The sequence below is a fragment of the Propionivibrio sp. genome (genome assembly GCF_017995515.1).
Lineage (GTDB): Bacteria > Pseudomonadota > Gammaproteobacteria > Burkholderiales > Rhodocyclaceae > Propionivibrio.
This window is the reverse complement of sequence record NZ_JAGOIT010000003.1, coordinates 35,760-53,920: the sequence shown is the minus strand read 5'-3', so window position 1 is coordinate 53,920 and position 18,161 is coordinate 35,760. Positions and strand designations below refer to the sequence as shown.

The following is an 18,161-nucleotide window of genomic DNA, read 5'->3' as shown; positions in this document are numbered from 1 at the left end:
TCGGGCGAGGAACTATTCCCTGTTTTTGCACTGTGCATAAACGGCAGCGCCCACGATGCGTACTCAGGCGCGCAGGATCGCCGCGTGCTGCAGGACGCCATGCAAGGCGTACGCCACCGACTGCGCGCGCACCTCTGCGCGACTACCCGCGAGGTGGCACAGCTCGGTGGTGGTGAAGCCGTCGGGGCCGGCCCAGCCGAAGCAGACCGTCCCGACCGGCTTGTCAGGCGAGCCGCCAGTGGGGCCGGCAATGCCGGTGATCGCCACCGACCAGTCGGCCCGGCTACGCCGCAACGCCCCCTGTGCCATCGCCTGCGCCGTCGCCACGCTCACCGCACCGTGCCGATCGAGCGTTTCGCGGGCGACGCCGAGCATCTCCTGCTTGGCCTCGTTCGAATAGGTGACGAAGCCGCGCTCGAACCAGTCCGAACTGCCGGCAATCGCCGTCAGGCACTGTGCAACCCAGCCCCCAGTGCATGATTCAGCAGTCGCAAGTTTTTGCCCGTTGGCACCGAGCAGCGCGCCGACTTCAGCGGCGAGCGCCTCGAGCGCGGTCTGGTCGGGAACGGATTGCGGCGAGTTCATGAGAGGAGGAAAAGCGCACCCTGCAGTACCAGGACGGTGTAGACGCCGGCAAACAGGTCGTCGGTCATCACGCCGAAACCGTTCTTGACCCGGGTATCGAAGTAACGCGCGGGTTGCGGCTTGACGATGTCGAAAAAACGGAAGAGCAGGAACGCCGCCGTCTGCCAGAGCCAGCCAGCCGGACAAAAGAGGAGCACCAGCCAGAAAGGAACGATTTCGTCCCAGACGATGCTGCCATGGTCGACGACACCGAGATCCGCACCCGTCTTGTGTACGGCGGCCACACCGATGACGAAACAGGCGATGAACACGGCGAGGAGCGCCAGATCGCCCAGCCATGGACGGAAGAGGTAGAAGGTGGCCCAAGCGAACAGCGTGCCGACGGTGCCCGGCGCAAACGGCGACAGCCCGCTGCCGAAGCCGCAGGCAACGAGATGCGCCGGATGCGAGAAGAGGAAACGCCAGGACGGCGGCTTACTTTTCTTGATGTCCAAAATGGTCGAACCCCTTGTCGGAAACGGGAACAGACTGCCCGTCCGCATCGAGCAGGCGGACTTCACCGGAGCCGGCGACGATCTGCCCGATACGCCAGAGGGCAAGGTCGAGCTCGGCGGCGAGGGTAGCGATCTCGGCGCGCTTTTCGGGTGCGGCCGAAAAGACAAGCTCGTAGTCATCACCACCGGCCAGCTGGCACTGGCGCGCCAGTTGCGGATCGGCGCCGGCGGGCAAATACGGCAGCTGACCGAGAACGACTTCCGCATCGACGCGCGAACGCTCAGTGATATGTCCGAGATCGGCGAGCAGACCGTCCGAGATGTCGATGGCCGAACGAGCGAGCTTGCGTTCACGCAGGACGAGGCCGAGTTCGACACGCGGCAGCGGCCGCTGCAGCGCGGTAATACAGCGCGAGACTAGCGCCTCAGGCAGCTGCGTTCGCGCCTGCAACTGCGCGAGGCCGAGCGCGGCGAGGCCGATCTGGCCGGAAACCCACAGGTCGTCGCCCACGCGAGCGCCATCGCGACGCAGGGCCGCGCCGGACGGCACCTCGCCCATCGCCGTCAGGCACAGGTTGAGCGGCCCGCGCGTCGTGTCGCCGCCGACGAGGTCGGCGCCGTAGCGTTCGGCACAGGCAAAAAACCCCTTGGTGAAGGCTGCGATCCACGCCTCGTCGGCCTTGGGCAGGCTGCCGGCGAGCAGCACCCAGCGTGGACGGGCGCCCATCGCGGCCAGATCGGACAGATTCACCGCCAGCGATTTCCAGCCGAGCTGAAAAGGGTCGGTATCGGCGAAGAAATGCGTCCCGGCGACCAGCATGTCGGTCGTCACTGCCAGCTCCATGCCCGGCGACGGCGCCAGCAAGGCGCAATCGTCCCCCGGCCCGAGCACGGCCTGCGGCGTCGGGCGCACGAAGTAACGGTCAATCAGAGCAAATTCAGAGGGCATTGAGACACCTGTTCAACAACCGGGTGCGCGCAGAGACCGCGCCGTTGCCTTGAGCGCAATCTGGCGACGCCCGGAAAATGCTTTTAGCCCCTGCGCTCGGCGCGCTTGGCTTCGACTTCGACCGGACGCAGCTTGAACGCCAGCTTGTCGAGTACGCCATTGACGTACTTGTGGCCGTCGGTGCCGCCGAAGCCCTTGGTCAGTTCGATGGCTTCGTTGATGATCACGCGATACGGCGTCTGCTGGTAGTTGGCGAGTTCGAAGGCGCCGGCAAGCAGGATGCTCGCCTCGATCGGCGAGAGTTCGGCGAACGGGCGGTCGAGGAAGGCCTGCAGCTGCTCCTGCAGCTCGGCTTGCTGGGCAAGCACGCCGCGCAGCAGGCCGACGAAGAACTCGCGATCGGCCTTGTCGAAGCCTTCCACGTCGGCGAGGTGCGCTTCGATCGCCGCCTCATCGTTGCCGCCGATACGCCACTGATACAGTCCCTGCAGCGCCAACTCGCGTGCGCGCCGACGCGGCGATTTGCCGCCGCTCTTCTCGGACTTGGCGTCCTTTGCCGGTTTTCCGGATACGTGGCTCATGCCGATTTCTCCCTGACAGCGCGCAACAGGTTGGCGACTTCAACCGCCGCCTGTGCGCAATCCGAACCCTTCTGCTGCATGCGCGCAAGCGCCTGATCGTCGTTCTCGCAGGTGAGGATGCCGTTCGCCACCGGTACGCCCGTTTCGAGCTGGACTTCCATGACCGCGCGGCAGGCGTCGTTCGAGACGACCTCAAAGTGATAGGTATCGCCACGAATCACGGCACCGAGGGCGACAAGCGCGTCGAAGCGCCGGCTCTGCGCCATCGTTTGCAGGACGAGCGGGATTTCCAGCGCGCCGGGCACGGCGGCGATTTCGATATCGCCCTCAGCCACGCCCAGGCGCTTGAGCTCGCCGGTGCAGGCAGCGAGCAGACCCTCGCCGATGTCCTGGTTGAAGCGGCTCATGACGACGCCGACCGCCAGACCCTTGCCGGCGAGGACGGTTTCGTATTCGTAGATGTTTTCGTAACGTGGCATTGCAGTACTTTCCAATAGATCCTGAGACAGCAAAAAGATCAGGCCGGGTCGGCCGGCGAGGCGATATAACCGGTCACTTCCAGGTCGAAGCCGGCCATGCTCGGCATGCGGCGCGGGCTGCCCAGGAGCTTCATCTTGCGCACGCCAAGATCGCGCAGGATTTGCGCACCGATCCCGTAGATGCGCGGATCCCACTTCGCCGCCGGCATCTGGCCCGCAGCCGGCTCCCCGAGTGCGGCGAGGATGTCTTCACCGCTCTCCGGACGACGCAGGAGAACGATGACGCCCGACTCCGCCTTGGACAAGGCCGCCTGCGCCTGATCGAGCGAAAAGGTGTGGCGGCCGCGCGTCGAGTCGAGGAAGTCGAGGACCGACAGCGGCTCATGCACGCGCACCAGCGCTTCGCTATCCGGACGAATCGCGCCCTTGGTCAAGGCCAGATGCACGTCGTTGGTCGTACGATCGGTATAGGCGTGTAGCGTGAATTCACCGTGCCCGGTCTGAATGGTCTTCGACAGCGTGCGCTCGATCAGCGTCTCGTTGCGGCTGCGGTAATGGATCAGGTCAGCAATGGTGCCGATCTTGATACCATGTTCCTGCGCGAACTTGATCAAATCGGGCAGGCGCGCCATCGTGCCGTCGTCCTTGAGCACTTCGCAGATCACCGATGCCGGCTCCAGCCCGGCCAGCTGCGCCAGATCACAACCGGCTTCAGTATGCCCGGCGCGCACCAGCACGCCGCCTTCGCGCGCGACGATCGGGAAGGTATGCCCCGGCATCACGAAGTCCGACGGCTTGGCGTTGCGCGCCATGGCGGCCTGCACCGTACGCGCCCGGTCCTGCGCGGAGATGCCGGTCGTCACCCCTTCGGCGGCTTCGATCGACATTGTGAACGCGGTGCCGTTCGGGCTCGTATTGTGGTGCGCCATCTGCGCCAGGCCCAGCTGGTGCGCCCGCGCCTCGGTGATCGTCAGGCAGACGAGGCCGCGCGCGTGCGTGACCATGAAGTTGATCGCTTCCGGCGTCACGTGGTCGGCGGCGAGGATGATGTCGCCCTCGTTTTCGCGGTCTTCATCATCGACCAGCACGACCATGCGCCCGGCTCGGATTTCCTCGACGATTTCCTCGACCGACGCAATGGCCGACGATTCGCTTTGTGGTGACATGTGTGACCTCCGGAGAGTCAATCTGAAAGGGAGAAGAGGATGGCGCAGTCGCCGCAACGCGTGCGTCGCCAGAACCACGCGGAAACGGTCGGGGGAAACGCAGCGGAACCGCCTCGACGACGCGAAAACACAATAACGGCGCCATCCGGACAATGGGACATTTTCGCACGCCCAAATATCGGGCGCTAGCATTACGTGGCCAAGGCGACGCGCGCGGCGGCCGGAAAAGGCGAAGGCTGCCCGTCGGTAGCGACGCACAGCCCTCAAAAAAATGGAAGGACGGCGCCTTCCAAAAGGACGCCGGCATACAGCGGCGCTAGGCGCCGGACGCCGACGCTGGAGGGATCAGGACATGAACAGGCCGCCGTCGACGTTGACCGTCTGCCCGGTGATGTAGGCGGCGTCGTCGGAGGCGAGGAAGGTGACCAGCCCGGCGACGTCTTCCGGCGTGCCGGCGCGGCCCATCGGGATGCCTTCGACCCACTCGGCCATCAGCTCGCCCGGCTTGTAGTCGCCGAGCAGCTTGCCCCAGACGGCGTCGTTGTAGGCCCACATGTCAGTGCCGATGATGCCCGGGCAGAAGGCGTTGACGGTGATGCCGGTCTTCGCCAGTTCGATCGCCAGGCTCTGCGTGATGCCGATGACGCCGAACTTGCTCGCCGCGTAGTGCGGCGTGTAAATGAAGCCCTGGCGCGCCTGCGTCGACGCGGTGTTGATCAGGCGACCCTTCTTGCCGGCCTTGCGCATGCGCAGCGCGGCCTCGCGGCAGCAGAGATAGACACCCTTGGTATTCACCGCGAGGATCTTGTCCCACTCGCCTTCGGTCAGGTCTTCCAGGCGTGCCACGGTGATGACACCGGCGTTCTGGATCGAGATGTCGACTTCACCCAACTCCTGCGCCACGCGCTCGTAGAGCGCTTTCACCTGCTCGCTGCTGGTCACGTCGGTCTCGGCTGAGATCGCCTGTGCCCCCATGGCGCGCAGTTCAGCCGCCGTTTCATGCACCAGCGGATCGTTGGCGACGACGCAGACCTTGGCGCCCTCGCGCACGAAGCGCTCGGCAATGCCCTTACCGATGCCGCGGCTGCCGCCGGTAATGACGACGACTTTTCCTTCAAAACGCTTTTCCATGTTGCTTTCCCTTCGGCGATATAGATGGCTTACCAGCAGCAGAAGCCGCCGTCGACCAAGAGATCGACGCCGGTGACGAACGACGCGGCACGGCTGGCGAGGAAGATCGCCGGTCCGGCCATTTCGTCGACGGTCGCCATGCGCCCGATCGGCGTATCGCGCTCGAAGATCTTGCGCTGCTCGGCGACTTCCGGGCGCAGGTTCATCGGCGTCAGCGTGTAGCCGGGGCTGATGCTGTTCACACGAATGCCGCGATCGCACCATTCCATCGCCAGGCTCTTGGAGAGATGCATGACTGCCGCCTTGGAGCTGTTGTAGTGCGCCTGCAGCAAACCACGGTTGACGATTGAACCGGACATCGACGCGATGTTGATGATGCTGCCGCGGCCGTGCTTGAGCATCGCGCGACCTTCGGCCTGGCACGAGAGGAAAACACCTTCGAGGTTGATCTTCATCAGGCGCTGGAACTGCTCGATCGGCATGTCCTCGGCGGCGATCGCGTTGGCGATGCCGGCAGCGTTGACCGCCACGGACAGCGCGCCCAGTTCCTTCTCGGTGCGCGCGATGGCTGCGGCGAGGTCGTCGGCCACCGTCACATCGCCTTCGATGGCGATCGCCTTGACGCCGCACTTCTCGATGCTCGCGACCGTCGTCGCCAGTCCGGCGCTGCCCTTCAGATCAAAGCACGCAACCGCTGCGCCCGCCTCGGCCAGGCCGATGGCGATACGTTGGCCGATGCCGCTGCCAGCACCGGTAACAAAGGCGACGTCGCCGTTCAGTTGAAACAAGTCCATTGTTTATCTCCTCAGAATGAAATACCGCTGATGACTGAATTGAATCGACTGTCGGCCTAGATGACCGCCAGTTCCATGACCTTGGAGCTATCGACTTCGGCGCGTGGCAGTACCCCGCGCGCCTCGCCGCGCGACATCACCATCACGCGATGCGACAGCCCGAGCACCTCTTCCAGATCCGAGCTGACGACGATCACCGCCATGCCGCTCTTTGCCAGCTCGGCAATGACTTCATAAATCGCCGCACGCGCACCGACGTCGATGCCGCGTGTCGGCTCGTCGAGGATGATGACCTTGGGATTGCGGGCGATCCACTTGGCGATCACCACCTTTTGCTGGTTGCCGCCCGAGAGGCTGCCGGCCAGCTGCTCGGGCGCGCCCTTGACGCCCAGGCGACGGATCATCTCGGCGGCGAATTGGCGTGCCTTCGTCGGACGCACCCAACCGTCGGGGGCCACGTGGTCAAAGTTGTTGTAGGTCATGTTCTCGCCGATCGAGTGGGTGAGAACGACGCCGAGCGCCTTGCGATCGTCGGGGACGAGCACCAGGTCTTCGCGGATCGCGTCGGCCGGCGACCTCATCTCGATCTTCTTGTCGCGGATGACGATCTCGCCCGATTCGATCGGGTCGACGCCGGCAATCGCGCGCACCAATTCCGTTCGCCCCGCGCCGATAATGCCGGCCAGGCCGAAGACTTCGCCTTCACGGATGTCGAAGGAAATATCCTTGAAGCTCCCGTCGGGCGCCGACAGATTGCGCACCGACAAAGCCGTCCGGGCTTCGGCCGGCGGCTCGGGAATCTGCGGGAACAGACGATCGACGTTGCGCCCGACCATGTCGCGCACGAGGACCGACGTCGGCAACTGCGCGGTTTCGTGCTGTGCGACTTGCTGGCCGTCGCGCAGGACCACAATACGGTCGGCGATGCGCGCGATTTCGGCAAGGCGGTGGCTAACGTAGATAAAGGACACGCCTTCCGCCTTGAGCCTATGAATTTGTTCGAACAGGCGATCGGTTTCCTCGTCGCCCAGAGCCGCCGTCGGCTCGTCGAGGATCAGGAGCTTCGCATTCAGCGTCAGCGCCTTGGCGATTTCCACCTGCTGTTGCGCAGCCACGCGCAAGGTGCTGACCTTGCGCGTCGCCGGTACGTTGAGCCCGAGCCGCTGCAGTTGGCGCTGCGAACGTTCGATCATCGACGCGGTATCGATCCGCCCGTTCTTCATCGGCAGACGCCCGACAAAGACGTTCTCGGCGATTGACAGGTGCGGCAGCAAGCGCATTTCCTGGTGGATCAGGCCGATCCCGGCGTGCAGCGCATCCGCCGGCGCAGTCGGCGAGTAGGGCTTGCCCTGCCACCACATCTTGCCGCCTTCGTCGGGCGCAATGAGGCCGGCAATGACCGAGGAAAGCGTTGACTTGCCGGCGCCGTTCTCGCCGATCAGGGCGACCATTTCGCCCGGACGGACTTCCAAATTGACGCCGTTCAACACATTGACGGTGTAGTAGGTCTTGCCGATGTTGCGCAGGACCAGTCCCGGATGATCGGGCACCCACCCGGCAGATGATTCGTCGCGCTCGCTCATAGATTTCAGCTATTCATGTGTTGTTCACGAAACCGGAAAAGGGTGCCCCGCACCTGACGCACGGGGCACCCGGATCGAGGTTACGGGTGGTTCTTCAGGAACTGCTCGACGTTATCCTTGGTCGTCAACACGCCTTCCATCGGCTGATCCGGATTGACCTTCTTGCCGGCCAGCAATTCGGTCACGGTATCGACCGCCATGCGACCCATCGTGAACGTCGGCTGCGTCACGGTAGCGTCGAGCGTGCCGTTCTGCACGCCCTTCAGACCGCCGATGTCGCCGTCGTAACCGACGACCCAGATCTTGTGATCCGGCTTCGCCAGCTTGACCGCCTGTGCGGCGCCCAGCGCGATACCGTCGGCTTGGCCGAAGATGATCGAAATGGTCGGATCGCGTTGCAGCATGTCCTGTGCGAACTTGTTGCCTTCGTCAGCCGCCCAGCGCTCGGTCCATTGATTTTGCGTGATCTTGATGTCCGGGCAAGCCTTCAAGCCTTCGGTAAAGCCCTTGAAGCGGTCGACTTCCGGCGAGGTTCCCTTCTGGCCGTGAATGACCACCGCGTTGCCCTTGCCACCGGTCTGCTTGCAGATCCACTCGCCCAGGTCCTTGGTCGCCTTGATCGATTCGCCGCGGATGAAGGTATCGCCAGGCGCGCCATCGGCGTTGCGGTCGACGTTGACCACCGGGATGCCGGCTGCGCGTGCGGCCTTGACCGGAACGCTGGCGGCCGTTGCACCGGCCGGGATGTAGATCAGCGCGTCAACCTTCTGCGTGATCAAGTCCTGAATCTGGTTGACCTGCGTCGTTGCGTCGCCCTTGGCGTCCATGGTGATGATGGTGTAGCCCTTTTCCTTACCGTAGGCTTCAACCGACTGCTTGATCATGTTGAAGAATTCGGCCTGCAGGTTGGCGACGGCGAGACCGATTTTCTTGCCGGAACCTTGTGCGTAAGCACAGTTGGTCGCGATAACAGCAGTGAGTCCGATAACGGTGGCGATTTTGCTTAGCTTGAACATGAACCTCTCCTTGTGTGTGGGTTATGCAACTTCAGTAAAACGACTGCCTGGGAAACTGCGGAAAAACAACTACCTGGGATGTGAATCAACGAATCTTTCGCTTGTTTGAATCGACGGCCACGGCCATGACGATGACGAGACCGATGACCACCTGTTGCACGAACGGCGAGACCCCGAGCAGGTTCAGGCCGTTACGCAGAACACCGATTGTCAGGACGCCCATCAAGGTGCCCCAGATCGAGCCGACCCCGCCGGACAGACTGGCGCCGCCGATGACGACCGCGGCGATCGTGTCGAGCTCGTAGCCCAAGCCGCCGCTCGGCTGCGACGAATCGAGCCGGGTCGACATGACGACGCCTGCCAGACCGGCCAGCACGCCGCACACCGTATAGACGAGCACCGTGACGCGCTTGACCGGAATACCCGCCAGACGCGCCACCTCGGAATTGCCACCGATGGCATACAGCGCGCGCCCGCCCGAGCGATATTTCATGAAGACGAAGGCAATCGCCGTCAGAACGAGGAACAGGGCGACGGTGACCGAGATAAAGCCGAAATAGCGGTTGATCGACAACTCGGAGAACCACTCGACGTAACCGACGATCTGCGTGCCGTCGGTGACCATGTTGGCCAGACCGCGCGCGATCGACATCACCGCCAACGTCGCGATAAATGCCGGCAGATTGGCGCGCGTAACCAGCAAGCCCGAGGTCATGCCGCACAGTGCGCCGGTCAGCAGCGCAGCGATGATGGCAAACGACATCGGGATTCCGGCAACGTTGGAAAGCCAGCCCATGACCATCATCGACAGCGCCAGGATCGACCCGACGGAGAGGTCAATCCCGCCGATGACGATCACCGCGGTCATGCCGAGCGCCATGATCCCGAGTACGGTCAGCTGATCGATGACGTTCAGCAGATTGCGGATCGTAAAGAAGGTGTTGGTCGTCAGGCTGAACAGGATGCACAGCGCAAGAAGACTCAGGGCCGGCGCGTAGGCGATGATGCGGTCGCCCCAGGAGAACTGGTCGGCGAAGACCGTTTCCTGTGCGCGCTTGGTGGAGTCCGATACGTTGGATGCAGTTGTACTCACGGTTTGACCTCTCCTGAATTCACGATTTCTCTAAGTCAGCCCTGGCTCTTGGCCGGCAGGCGCGATTGCGCGACGGCGTGCGCCCAACGCTGGCGCTCGGGCTTCGTTGCCGCATTGCGCTCGGAGACATCGGTTGCCGTCTGTGCCCGCGACAACCTGGCGATCGCCTCCCAGTCCCAGATGCCGGCGCCGACACCAGCCAGGTGCGCGACACCGAGCGCCGACAGTTCGGCGTCCGAGCAATGCACGACCGGCTTGGCGATGTAGGCCGAGAGCATCTCGCGCAGCTTGGCGTTGCGCGACGGGCCGCCGTCGAGCAGCAGCCGCTGGACCTCGACGCCGCTCGCGTTCATTGCGTCGACGACGTCGGCGACCTGATGCGCGATCGACTCGACGGCGGCGGCGAACAACGCGCCCTTGTCGGTGTTGAGCGTGAGCCCGCTGATCAGGCCGAGCGCGCGCGAATCCCACCACGGCGCACCGAGACCGTTGAACGCCGGCACCAGGCAGACACCGTCGCTCTTGCTCTGCGCGGCGATCTCCGCCGCTTCTTCGCTGCTGATGCCGAAGACGCCGGAGATCCAGCGCAGCGTCGAACCGGCGGCGCGGATGTTGCCTTCGAGCGCCTGCTGCTGGCCGTCGCCGCGATCCCAGGCAATGGTCAGGCACATACCCGGATGCGGTGGTTGCTTGCCGTCGGTGAGGCCCATCACCGAGGAACCGGTGCCCATCGTCGCCTTCACCTGACCCGGCGCGTAGGCGCCGTGCGCGAACAGCGCGCTGTGCGAATCGGCCATCACTGAACGGACCGGCACGCCCTTCAGCGCCGGATGCAGGCCGCCCGCGTCGGCAAAGACGCCGATCGAAGGAACGATCTTCGGCAGCGCGACGCGCGGGATGTTGAAGAGCTTGAGCAGATCGTCGTCCCATTCGCCGGTGTGCACGTTCATCAACTGCGTGCGCGAAGCATTGCCTGCCTCGACGACCTGTTCGCCGCCGAGGCGCGCGATCAGGAAGGCGTCGATCGTGCCCATGCACCAGTCGCCGGAGGCGGCACGGGTACGGCCGGGATCGATCTCGTCGAGCAGCCAGCTCAATTTGAGCGCCGAGAACATCGGGTCGAGCGGCAGCCCCGAGCGCTCGCGCACCATCGCTTCTGAACTCGCCAGCTTGTCGCGCAGCGCGACCGTGCGCTGGTCTTGCCAGCTCAGGAGCGGCGTCACCGCCTTGGAATCCGAACGTTGCCAGATCAGCGCCGACTCGCGCTGCGTGCTCAGGCCGACGGCCAGCACCTTGGCGTCAGGACACTGTTCGAGACAGAGCGCGACGGCTTTCTGCGCGCTCCGCCAGATCTCGTCGGCGTCCTGCTCGACCCAGCCGCTTTGCGGATAACGCTCGCCGAGCGGCGCGGCGGCCTTGGCGACGATTTTCCCCGTGGTATCGACGAGAACGCACTTGGTCGCGCTCGTTCCCTGGTCGATGGCGATGATGTAGTTATTGGTCATGACGGTTGCACACTGGTTATTTGCCGAGAAGCTCACGCGCTGCGGCGGCGATGCCGGCGCCGGTCAGGCCGAAGTGTTCGAACAGGAAGTCGACGCTGCCGGTCGGCGCGAAGCCGGGCAGGCCGAGCATGCGCATCGGCACCGGCGCGTGTTGCGCGGTCACTTCGGCGACGGCCGAACCCAGGCCGCCGTAGAGGATGCCTTCCTCGGCGGTGACGATGCGACCGGTTTCCTTCGCCGCGGCGATCACCGCTTCGGCGTCGATCGGCTTGACCGTCGCCATGTTGAGCACGCGCGCCTTGATGCCTTCCGCAGCCAGCAGATCGGCGGCGGCGAGCGCACGCGAGACGAGCGTGCCGATGGCGATCAGGGTCACATCGTTCCCGTCACGCAGCTGATCGGCCTTACCCATGGCGAAGCTGTGATCTTCCGGCGTCACGGCCGGAATCTTGTAGCGGCCAATGCGCATGTACGTCGGCTTGCCGGCGGTGGCCGCCCAGCGCATCGCTTCACGCGTCTGCTTGGGGTCAGCCGGCGCCATGACGACGATGTTGGAGATGGCGCGCATCCAGGCGAAGTCCTCGATCGAGTGGTGTGTCGGGCCAAGTTCGCCGTAGGAGAAACCGGGACTCATGGCGCACAACACGGCCGGGAAATTGCTGTAGGCGATGTCGGCCTTGACCTGCTCGGTCGCGCGACCGGAGAGGAAGGGGCCGGCGGCGCAGACGAAGGGCAGAAAACCGCCGTTGGCCAGACCGGCGGCGACGCCGACCATGTTCTGCTCGGCGATGCCGACGTTTACCAGACGATCCGGGAACTGTTTGGCAAAGGCGCCGAGGTTGCTCGAGCCGACGGAGTCGTTGCACACGGCGACGATGCGCTTGTCGGCGGTCGCCAGTTCGATCAGCGTTTCGACGAAGGTCTGCCGGCAGTCGAAGGTCGGCACGCTGGAGACTTGAGTGGTTTCGTTGGCGCTCATTTCGCGGCTCCCAGTTCGGCTTTCGCCAGATCGAATTGCTCGGCCGACGGCACCTTGTGATGCCACTCCACCCGGTCTTCCATGAACGACACACCTTTCCCCTTCAATGAATTGGCAATGACGACGCGCGGACGGTCGCCGCGCGGACCGGCCAGACTGTCGTACAACGCGTTGTAGTCATGACCGTCGATCTCGCACACTTCCCAGCCAAACGCCGCCCACTTGTCGCCAAGCGGGTCGAGGCGGTTCGTGTCTTCGGTGCGCGCGCCCTGCTGCAGGCGGTTGCGATCGACGATCGCGGTGAGGTTCGACAGCCCCTTGTGGCCGGCGAACATGATCGCCTCCCAGTTGCTGCCTTCCTGCAGTTCGCCGTCACCGAGGACGACGAAGGTGCGCCAATCGGCTTTCGACAAACGCGCCGCCATCGCACAACCGACGGCAACCGGCAGACCGTGGCCGAGCGGCCCGGTATTGGTCTCGACGCCCGGCACCTTGTTGCGATTCGGGTGACCGTTCAACGGCGAAAGCGGCTTGGCGAAGGTTGCGAGCTCTTCCGGCTGAATGAAACCGCACATCGCCAGCACCGAATACAGCGAAGCGGAGCAGTGCCCCTTGCTCAGGATGAAGCGATCACGTTCGGCCCACTGAGGGTTGGCCGCGTCGTAGTTCATGACGCCGCCGAACAGCGTGACCAGCGTATCCGCGGCCGAGAAGTCGCCGCCGACGTGGCCCAGCCCGGCACCTTTGATGACATTGAGCACACACACGCGAAGCTCGCGGGCGAACTCGCGCAACTGCGCCTCGCGCTCAGCCGGCGCGGCGTTGCGGACGGACGACACCCGAGTGCTGCTGGGTTTCAACGACGAGAAATAGGAATTCACACCTTGCTCCTTCTGACGATCAACTTTGGTTTCGTTTATTTATTCCGCACTGAATATATATGCTTTTTAATAAATTAAAACTCGTTTCGCCCTTTGTCAACCAATTTTCTCAATCGTCGACAGCCAAAATCTTCATAGCCCGCAGTTACCTAGTGCAAATGCCGCGCATGGGAGACGCCTGCCTGCGGTCGCCCGCTCGGCATTCATGCCCATCGCCCTAACACCCGAGCAGGAAAAAGAAAAATTCGCTTGACAGACCTACTCGACCGGAATTAGCTTTAACAAAAGAATATATAGCCTGCACTGCATATTTAGTCGCGCGCAATAAATGCACCGCAGGCATGCGAATGAAACACGAACCAAGGCAGCTTGGCCGGAAACAGTCTGGAGCCGTCGCCGATCGATCGGGCCGATGGCCTTGGAGCAGGAACTGGCAGCGGGGTTGGCGGAGCGTGCGGCAGATATCCACCGATTTCTCGATGCCGGCAACAAGAGGAGGACGGCAACAGCGTCCTGATCGTTACGCAAATGAAGTATCTCAGGAGGAGATCTGCATGAAACTGACGCGACGCATGGCTTTGGTCACGATGGCATTGATGGCGGCGGGGTTTGCTTCCGCTCCGATGACGGCTTCGGCCGCTGACAAACTGATGGTGATCATCACGCCATCGCACGACAACCCGTTCTTCAAGGCCGAGGCGATCGGCGCGGAAGCGCGTGCCAAGGACCTCGGCTACAAGACGCTGGTGCTCGTGCACAACGACGACGCCAACAAGCAGAATGAACTGTTCGACACCGCCATCGCCCGCAAGGCGTCGGCGATCGTCCTCGACAACGCCGGCGCCGACGCGACGGTGGCCGCCGTCAAGAAGGCCAAGGACGCCGGGATTCCTTCGTTCCTCATCGACCGCGAGATCAACGCGACCGGCGTCGCCGTTGCACAGATCGTCTCGAACAATTATCAGGGCGCAACGCTCGGTGCCGAAGAGTTCGTCAAGGTCATGGGCGAGAAAGGCGACTACGCCGAGCTCGTCGGCAAGGAATCGGACACCAACGCCGGCATCCGCTCCAAGGGCTACCACGACGTGATCGACCAATACCCGGAACTCAAGATGGTTTCCCGCCAGAGCGCCAACTGGAGCCAGACCGAAGCCTTCGCCAAGACCGAGTCGATCCTGCAGGCCAACCCGAAGATCAAGGGCATCATCTCGGGTAACGACACGATGGCAATGGGCGCGATGGCCGCGCTCGAAGCCGCTGGCCGCAAGGACGTGATCGTCGTCGGCTTCGACGGCAGCAACGACGTGCGCGACGCGATCAAGGCCGGCAAGATCACCGCGACCGTGCTGCAGCCGGCGCACCGCCAGGCGCAATGGGCCGTTGAACTGGCCGATCAGTACCTGAAGACGAAGTCCACCGGCAAGCCGGAGAAGATTTCGATGGACTGCGTGCTGATCACCAAGGCCAACGCCGACAAACTCGAAACCTTTGCGCTGAGCAAGTAAGAGGGCCGCCGGGATGCACACACTTCGCAAGAAGCTCGTCCCGGCGCTGATCACATCCTTGTGCGCGATCTTGCTGCCGCTCTCTGGCTGCAAGATCGTGCCGAACGATCAGCGCGCAAAGACTACGGGCTCCTCCGCCAACCAGACGGCCGAGGGGTTCAACGCCGCCGGTTACGTGGATAGCGTCTGGGCTTCGCAACTCACCCCTCATTTCGACAGCAAGGCCAATGATCTGGCGACGGTCATCGCCGCCGTCAAGGCCGATCTCGACAAGGCCGGGCACGATTACGGCCATCGCGCCGCAAGCGAGGGCAGCCCGTGGAGCTTTGCCGTCAAGTCGACGGGGAAGGTCGTTTCCGTCAATACCGAATCCCGCGCCGGAACGCTCATCGTCGAAATCGCGAGCGATGCCGGACCGCAACAAATCACGCTGCAGATCGGCCCGGTCGTCAAGGGCACGGCGATCCGCGACAGCCTGCCGTTCTTCTCTTTCGCGAACGTCACCAACCAGATCGAATTCGCCCAGGTCGGCCGCGCCTTCAACGAGCGCGCCTTGAAAGAGGTCGAGAAGCCGCTCGCCGAGCTGAAGACGCCGGGCACCGCCGTCGAGTTCAAGGGCGCGATCAGCCTGACCAGCGTCCCCGAAACCTTCGTCGTCACGCCGGTTTCGCTGAAAGCCGCCGGGAGCGCGCAATGAACGCGCCGGTCGCGAACGCGGCGAACGAGGTGGCATCGACGCTCGACCAGAGCGTCATTCTGGAAGCCATCGGCGTGTCGATGGTCTTCCCCGGCACCATCGCGCTCGACAACGCCGATTTCGTCGTGCGCAAGTCGGCGGTCACGGCGCTCGTCGGCGAGAACGGCGCCGGCAAATCGACGCTGATGAAGATCCTCGCCGGGGTGAACTCACCGACCTCCGGCGAGCTGCGCCTGAACGGCGAGACGGTCGTCTTCAATTCGGTCCATGACGCGTCGGCCAAGGGCATCGGCATCGTTTTCCAGGAACTCAACCTCTGCCCCAACCTCTCGATCGCCGAGAACATTTTTCTCACGCACCCCTACACCAAGGGCGGCGTGCATATCGACCGCGCACGCCAGACGGCGCACGCCGCCGCGTTGCTCAAGCGGCTGGAACACGATCTCTCGCCCGACACGCTGGTCGGTGAATTGCGCATCGGCGAACAGCAGATCGTCGAGATCGCCAAGGCGCTGTCGCGCGACGTGCAGGTCCTCATCATGGACGAGCCGACCTCGGCGCTAAGCGAATCGGAAGTCGAGGTCCTCTTCCGCGTCATCGACGAACTCCGACGCAGCGGCGTCGCCATCATCTACATCTCGCACCGCCTCGAAGAGCTGACACGCATCGCCGACTACGTCTCGGTGCTGCGCGACGGCAAGATGCAGAACAGCGCGCGCATGGCCGACGTCGACGTGCCGTGGATCATCGACCAGATGGTCGGCAAGACGATGATGCCGCCGCAGCGCAGCGAAAAGCTCGCCGGCGGAATCGAGGTATTGCGTACCGAGAACGTCTGTCTGCCGAAAGTCGGCGGCGGCTACCTCGTCGACCACGTCTCGCTGTCGATCGCTGCCGGCGAGATCGTTGGCATCTACGGCCTGATGGGCGCCGGGCGGACCGAGCTGTTCGAGTGCCTGTTCGGCCTGCGTCCGGACGCCATCGGGAACATCCACCTCAACGGCGAAAACCTCGCCGGCCTCTCGATCGCCGAACGCATCCGCAAGGGGCTCTTCCTCGTCCCCGAGGATCGCCAACGCGACGGTCTGCTGCAGAATCTCTCGGTACTCAAGAACATGAGCATTTCCAGCCTGTGGCAGTTCCGGCGCGGCATCGCCATCCAGCAGAACCGCGAATCAGGTCGCATCGACGAGATGATCAAGGCGCTACGCGTCAAGGTCTCGGCGCCTGACGTCGAAGTCACCGCACTCTCGGGTGGGAACCAGCAGAAGGTCGTCATCGGCAAGAGCCTGCTCACCCAGCCGAAGCTGCTGCTGCTTGACGAACCGACGCGCGGCATCGACATCGGCGCCAAGGCCGAGGTGTTCAAGACGATGCGCCAGTTGGCCGAACAAGGGCTGGGCGTCGTCTTCGCGACGTCCGACCTCAAGGAGATCATGAGCGCCGCCGACCGCATTCTCGTCATGTCGCGCGGACTCGTCACTGGCGATTTCCCGCGCAGCGAAGCGACCGAACGCAAGCTCGTTGCCGCATCGACCATGACCGAAGCCGACCTCGCCACAAACCATGAAACGGCGCGCTCCAGCGAGGAGCCGCTCACCCCGATTACGGAGCACTGAACAATGGCTACCACCGCAAACGCCACACTCCCCGGCGGCACCGAAAGCGAGGACAAGAACTCCGGCGCCGTCATGCTGCTGCTCAAGCTGCGCACGCTGATCGCGCTGATCATCGTCACCGCCTACTTCTGCATCATGGCGCCGAACTTCATCTCGCTGGGCAACCTGGTGATCATCTCCAAACACGTCGCGCTCACCGCCTTCCTCGCCATCGGCATGACCTACGTCATCGTCACCGGCGGCATCGACCTCTCGGTCGGCTCGACCGTCGGCCTCGTCGGCATGATCTCGGGGTTGCTGATCACCAGAGGCATACCGATTCCCTTCATGGACGCCACGGCCTACCCCAACGTCTTCGAAGTCATCGGTTTCGGCCTGCTCACCGGCATCTTCGTCGGACTGATCAACGGCCTGCTGATCACCAAGTTCTCGGTCGCGCCCTTCATCGCGACGCTGGGCACGATGTACATCGCGCGTGGCGCGGCACTGCTCATCTCGAACGGCGAGACCTTCCCCAACTTGGTGGGCAAGGCCGATCTCGGCAACACCGGCTTCCCGATCCTCGGTTCCGGCACGGTGCTCGGCGTCCCGGTCGCGGTGATCCTGATGGCCATCGTCGCGCTCGCCGCCGCCTACGTCGCCGGACGCACGCCGCTCGGCCGGCAGATCTACGCCATCGGCGGCAACGAGCGCGCCTCCCTGCTCTCCGGGGTGTACGTCAATCGCGTCAAGGTCATCGTCTACGTCATTTCCGGCTTCTGCGCCGCGATCGTCGGCCTGATCATCTCTTCGCAGCTCGTCGCCTCGCACCCGGCGACCGGCACCTCGTTCGAGATGAACGCCATCGCCGCCGCCGTGCTCGGCGGCACCTCGCTCGCCGGCGGGCGCGGCACGATCGGCGGCACGATCATCGGCGCCTTCGTCATCGGCGTCCTGAGCGACGGCCTGGTGATGATGGGCGTCAGCGAGTTCTGGCAAATGGTCATCAAAGGCCTAGTCATCATCGCGGCCGTCGTGCTCGACCAGATGCAACGCAAAATGGCCAAGCGTTAAAGGAAAGCGCTGGATCGATTCGATATGCTGGCCGTCAGTCAATCCTGACGA

18 protein-coding genes are annotated in these 18,161 nt (G+C 63.7%); 4 read left to right on the top strand and 14 right to left on the bottom strand.

Annotated features, from left to right (window positions below):
* Positions 1-63 precede the first annotated feature (63 nt).
* From KBA32_RS01075 to KBA32_RS01010, 14 genes are all read right to left on the bottom strand, one after another.
* Positions 64-585: a CinA family protein gene (locus KBA32_RS01075; protein WP_294353967.1), complete on the bottom strand. Its 522-nt coding sequence runs from the start codon at positions 583-585 to the stop codon at positions 64-66.
* The gene (locus KBA32_RS01070; RefSeq protein ID WP_294353964.1) at positions 582-1,079 is read right to left on the bottom strand and encodes a phosphatidylglycerophosphatase A; all 498 of its coding nucleotides are present in this window, start codon (positions 1,077-1,079) and stop codon (positions 582-584) included. The genes KBA32_RS01075 and KBA32_RS01070 overlap by 4 nt, the downstream gene beginning before the upstream one ends.
* Positions 1,060-2,028, bottom strand: coding sequence for a thiamine-phosphate kinase (gene thiL, locus KBA32_RS01065; protein WP_294353961.1), 969 nt, complete (start codon positions 2,026-2,028; stop codon positions 1,060-1,062). Before thiL ends, KBA32_RS01070 begins: the two co-directional genes overlap by 20 nt.
* 83 nt (positions 2,029-2,111) lie before the next feature.
* Positions 2,112-2,609: a transcription antitermination factor NusB gene (nusB, locus tag KBA32_RS01060; protein ID WP_294353958.1), complete on the bottom strand. Its 498-nt coding sequence runs from the start codon at positions 2,607-2,609 to the stop codon at positions 2,112-2,114.
* Positions 2,606-3,088 (bottom strand): 6,7-dimethyl-8-ribityllumazine synthase, encoded by a 483-nt coding sequence (gene ribH, locus KBA32_RS01055; RefSeq protein WP_294353955.1) that lies wholly within the window; start codon positions 3,086-3,088, stop codon positions 2,606-2,608. The genes nusB and ribH overlap by 4 nt, the downstream gene beginning before the upstream one ends.
* Before the next feature lie 38 nt (positions 3,089-3,126).
* A complete protein-coding gene (ribBA, locus tag KBA32_RS01050; RefSeq protein ID WP_294353953.1) occupies positions 3,127-4,254 on the bottom strand; it encodes a bifunctional 3,4-dihydroxy-2-butanone-4-phosphate synthase/GTP cyclohydrolase II in 1,128 nt (375 codons plus the stop codon).
* 345 nt (positions 4,255-4,599) lie between these two features.
* On the bottom strand, positions 4,600-5,385 hold the full coding sequence (locus KBA32_RS01045) for a glucose 1-dehydrogenase (RefSeq protein ID WP_294353951.1): 786 nt from the start codon (positions 5,383-5,385) through the stop codon (positions 4,600-4,602).
* 29 nt (positions 5,386-5,414) lie between these two features.
* Positions 5,415-6,179 (bottom strand): SDR family oxidoreductase, encoded by a 765-nt coding sequence (locus KBA32_RS01040; RefSeq protein WP_294353948.1) that lies wholly within the window; start codon positions 6,177-6,179, stop codon positions 5,415-5,417.
* Between the two features lie 56 nt (positions 6,180-6,235).
* Positions 6,236-7,762, bottom strand: coding sequence for a sugar ABC transporter ATP-binding protein (locus KBA32_RS01035; protein WP_294353945.1), 1,527 nt, complete (start codon positions 7,760-7,762; stop codon positions 6,236-6,238).
* Between the two features lie 80 nt (positions 7,763-7,842).
* Positions 7,843-8,778, bottom strand: coding sequence for a sugar ABC transporter substrate-binding protein (locus tag KBA32_RS01030; RefSeq protein WP_294353944.1), 936 nt, complete (start codon positions 8,776-8,778; stop codon positions 7,843-7,845).
* 85 nt (positions 8,779-8,863) lie between these two features.
* Positions 8,864-9,871: an ABC transporter permease gene (locus tag KBA32_RS01025; protein ID WP_294353943.1), complete on the bottom strand. Its 1,008-nt coding sequence runs from the start codon at positions 9,869-9,871 to the stop codon at positions 8,864-8,866.
* 35 nt (positions 9,872-9,906) lie between these two features.
* Positions 9,907-11,376, bottom strand: coding sequence for an FGGY family carbohydrate kinase (locus KBA32_RS01020; RefSeq protein WP_294353941.1), 1,470 nt, complete (start codon positions 11,374-11,376; stop codon positions 9,907-9,909).
* Between the two features lie 16 nt (positions 11,377-11,392).
* Entirely contained in the window at positions 11,393-12,355 is a 963-nt protein-coding gene (locus tag KBA32_RS01015) for a transketolase C-terminal domain-containing protein (protein WP_294353937.1), read from the bottom strand.
* Positions 12,352-13,236, bottom strand: coding sequence for a transketolase (locus KBA32_RS01010; RefSeq protein WP_294353934.1), 885 nt, complete (start codon positions 13,234-13,236; stop codon positions 12,352-12,354). The genes KBA32_RS01015 and KBA32_RS01010 overlap by 4 nt, the downstream gene beginning before the upstream one ends.
* A gap of 554 nt (positions 13,237-13,790) precedes the next feature.
* Here KBA32_RS01010 and KBA32_RS01005 point away from each other — a divergent pair.
* The 4 genes from KBA32_RS01005 to KBA32_RS00990 are packed head-to-tail and all read left to right on the top strand — an operon-like array spanning position 13,791 to position 18,110.
* Positions 13,791-14,741: a D-ribose ABC transporter substrate-binding protein gene (locus tag KBA32_RS01005; RefSeq protein WP_294353931.1), complete on the top strand. Its 951-nt coding sequence runs from the start codon at positions 13,791-13,793 to the stop codon at positions 14,739-14,741.
* Between the two features lie 13 nt (positions 14,742-14,754).
* A complete protein-coding gene (locus KBA32_RS01000; protein ID WP_294353928.1) occupies positions 14,755-15,438 on the top strand; it encodes a DUF2291 family protein in 684 nt (227 codons plus the stop codon).
* Complete coding sequence (locus KBA32_RS00995; protein ID WP_294353926.1) at positions 15,435-17,057, top strand: sugar ABC transporter ATP-binding protein; 1,623 nt, start codon at positions 15,435-15,437, stop codon at positions 17,055-17,057. Before KBA32_RS01000 ends, KBA32_RS00995 begins: the two co-directional genes overlap by 4 nt.
* A 3-nt stretch (positions 17,058-17,060) precedes the next feature.
* The gene (locus KBA32_RS00990; protein ID WP_294353923.1) at positions 17,061-18,110 is read left to right on the top strand and encodes an ABC transporter permease; all 1,050 of its coding nucleotides are present in this window, start codon (positions 17,061-17,063) and stop codon (positions 18,108-18,110) included.
* Positions 18,111-18,161 lie beyond the last annotated feature (51 nt).

What these genes read in the sequence shown, in the direction of transcription:
- KBA32_RS01075 (WP_294353967.1), bottom strand. Translation starts at nt 585, where the DNA reads ATGAACTCGCCGCAATCCGTTCCCGACCAGACCGCGCTCGAGGCGCTC.
- thiL (WP_294353961.1), bottom strand. Translation starts at nt 2,028, where the DNA reads ATGCCCTCTGAATTTGCTCTGATTGACCGTTACTTCGTGCGCCCGACG.
- nusB (WP_294353958.1), bottom strand. Translation starts at nt 2,609, where the DNA reads ATGAGCCACGTATCCGGAAAACCGGCAAAGGACGCCAAGTCCGAGAAG.
- ribH (WP_294353955.1), bottom strand. Translation starts at nt 3,088, where the DNA reads ATGCCACGTTACGAAAACATCTACGAATACGAAACCGTCCTCGCCGGC.
- ribBA (WP_294353953.1), bottom strand. Translation starts at nt 4,254, where the DNA reads ATGTCACCACAAAGCGAATCGTCGGCCATTGCGTCGGTCGAGGAAATC.
- KBA32_RS01045 (WP_294353951.1), bottom strand. Translation starts at nt 5,385, where the DNA reads ATGGAAAAGCGTTTTGAAGGAAAAGTCGTCGTCATTACCGGCGGCAGC.
- KBA32_RS01040 (WP_294353948.1), bottom strand. Translation starts at nt 6,179, where the DNA reads ATGGACTTGTTTCAACTGAACGGCGACGTCGCCTTTGTTACCGGTGCT.
- KBA32_RS01035 (WP_294353945.1), bottom strand. Translation starts at nt 7,762, where the DNA reads ATGAGCGAGCGCGACGAATCATCTGCCGGGTGGGTGCCCGATCATCCG.
- KBA32_RS01030 (WP_294353944.1), bottom strand. Translation starts at nt 8,778, where the DNA reads ATGTTCAAGCTAAGCAAAATCGCCACCGTTATCGGACTCACTGCTGTT.
- KBA32_RS01020 (WP_294353941.1), bottom strand. Translation starts at nt 11,376, where the DNA reads ATGACCAATAACTACATCATCGCCATCGACCAGGGAACGAGCGCGACC.
- KBA32_RS01015 (WP_294353937.1), bottom strand. Translation starts at nt 12,355, where the DNA reads ATGAGCGCCAACGAAACCACTCAAGTCTCCAGCGTGCCGACCTTCGAC.
- KBA32_RS01005 (WP_294353931.1), top strand. Translation starts at nt 13,791, where the DNA reads ATGAAACTGACGCGACGCATGGCTTTGGTCACGATGGCATTGATGGCG.
- KBA32_RS01000 (WP_294353928.1), top strand. Translation starts at nt 14,755, where the DNA reads ATGCACACACTTCGCAAGAAGCTCGTCCCGGCGCTGATCACATCCTTG.
- KBA32_RS00995 (WP_294353926.1), top strand. Translation starts at nt 15,435, where the DNA reads ATGAACGCGCCGGTCGCGAACGCGGCGAACGAGGTGGCATCGACGCTC.
- KBA32_RS00990 (WP_294353923.1), top strand. Translation starts at nt 17,061, where the DNA reads ATGGCTACCACCGCAAACGCCACACTCCCCGGCGGCACCGAAAGCGAG.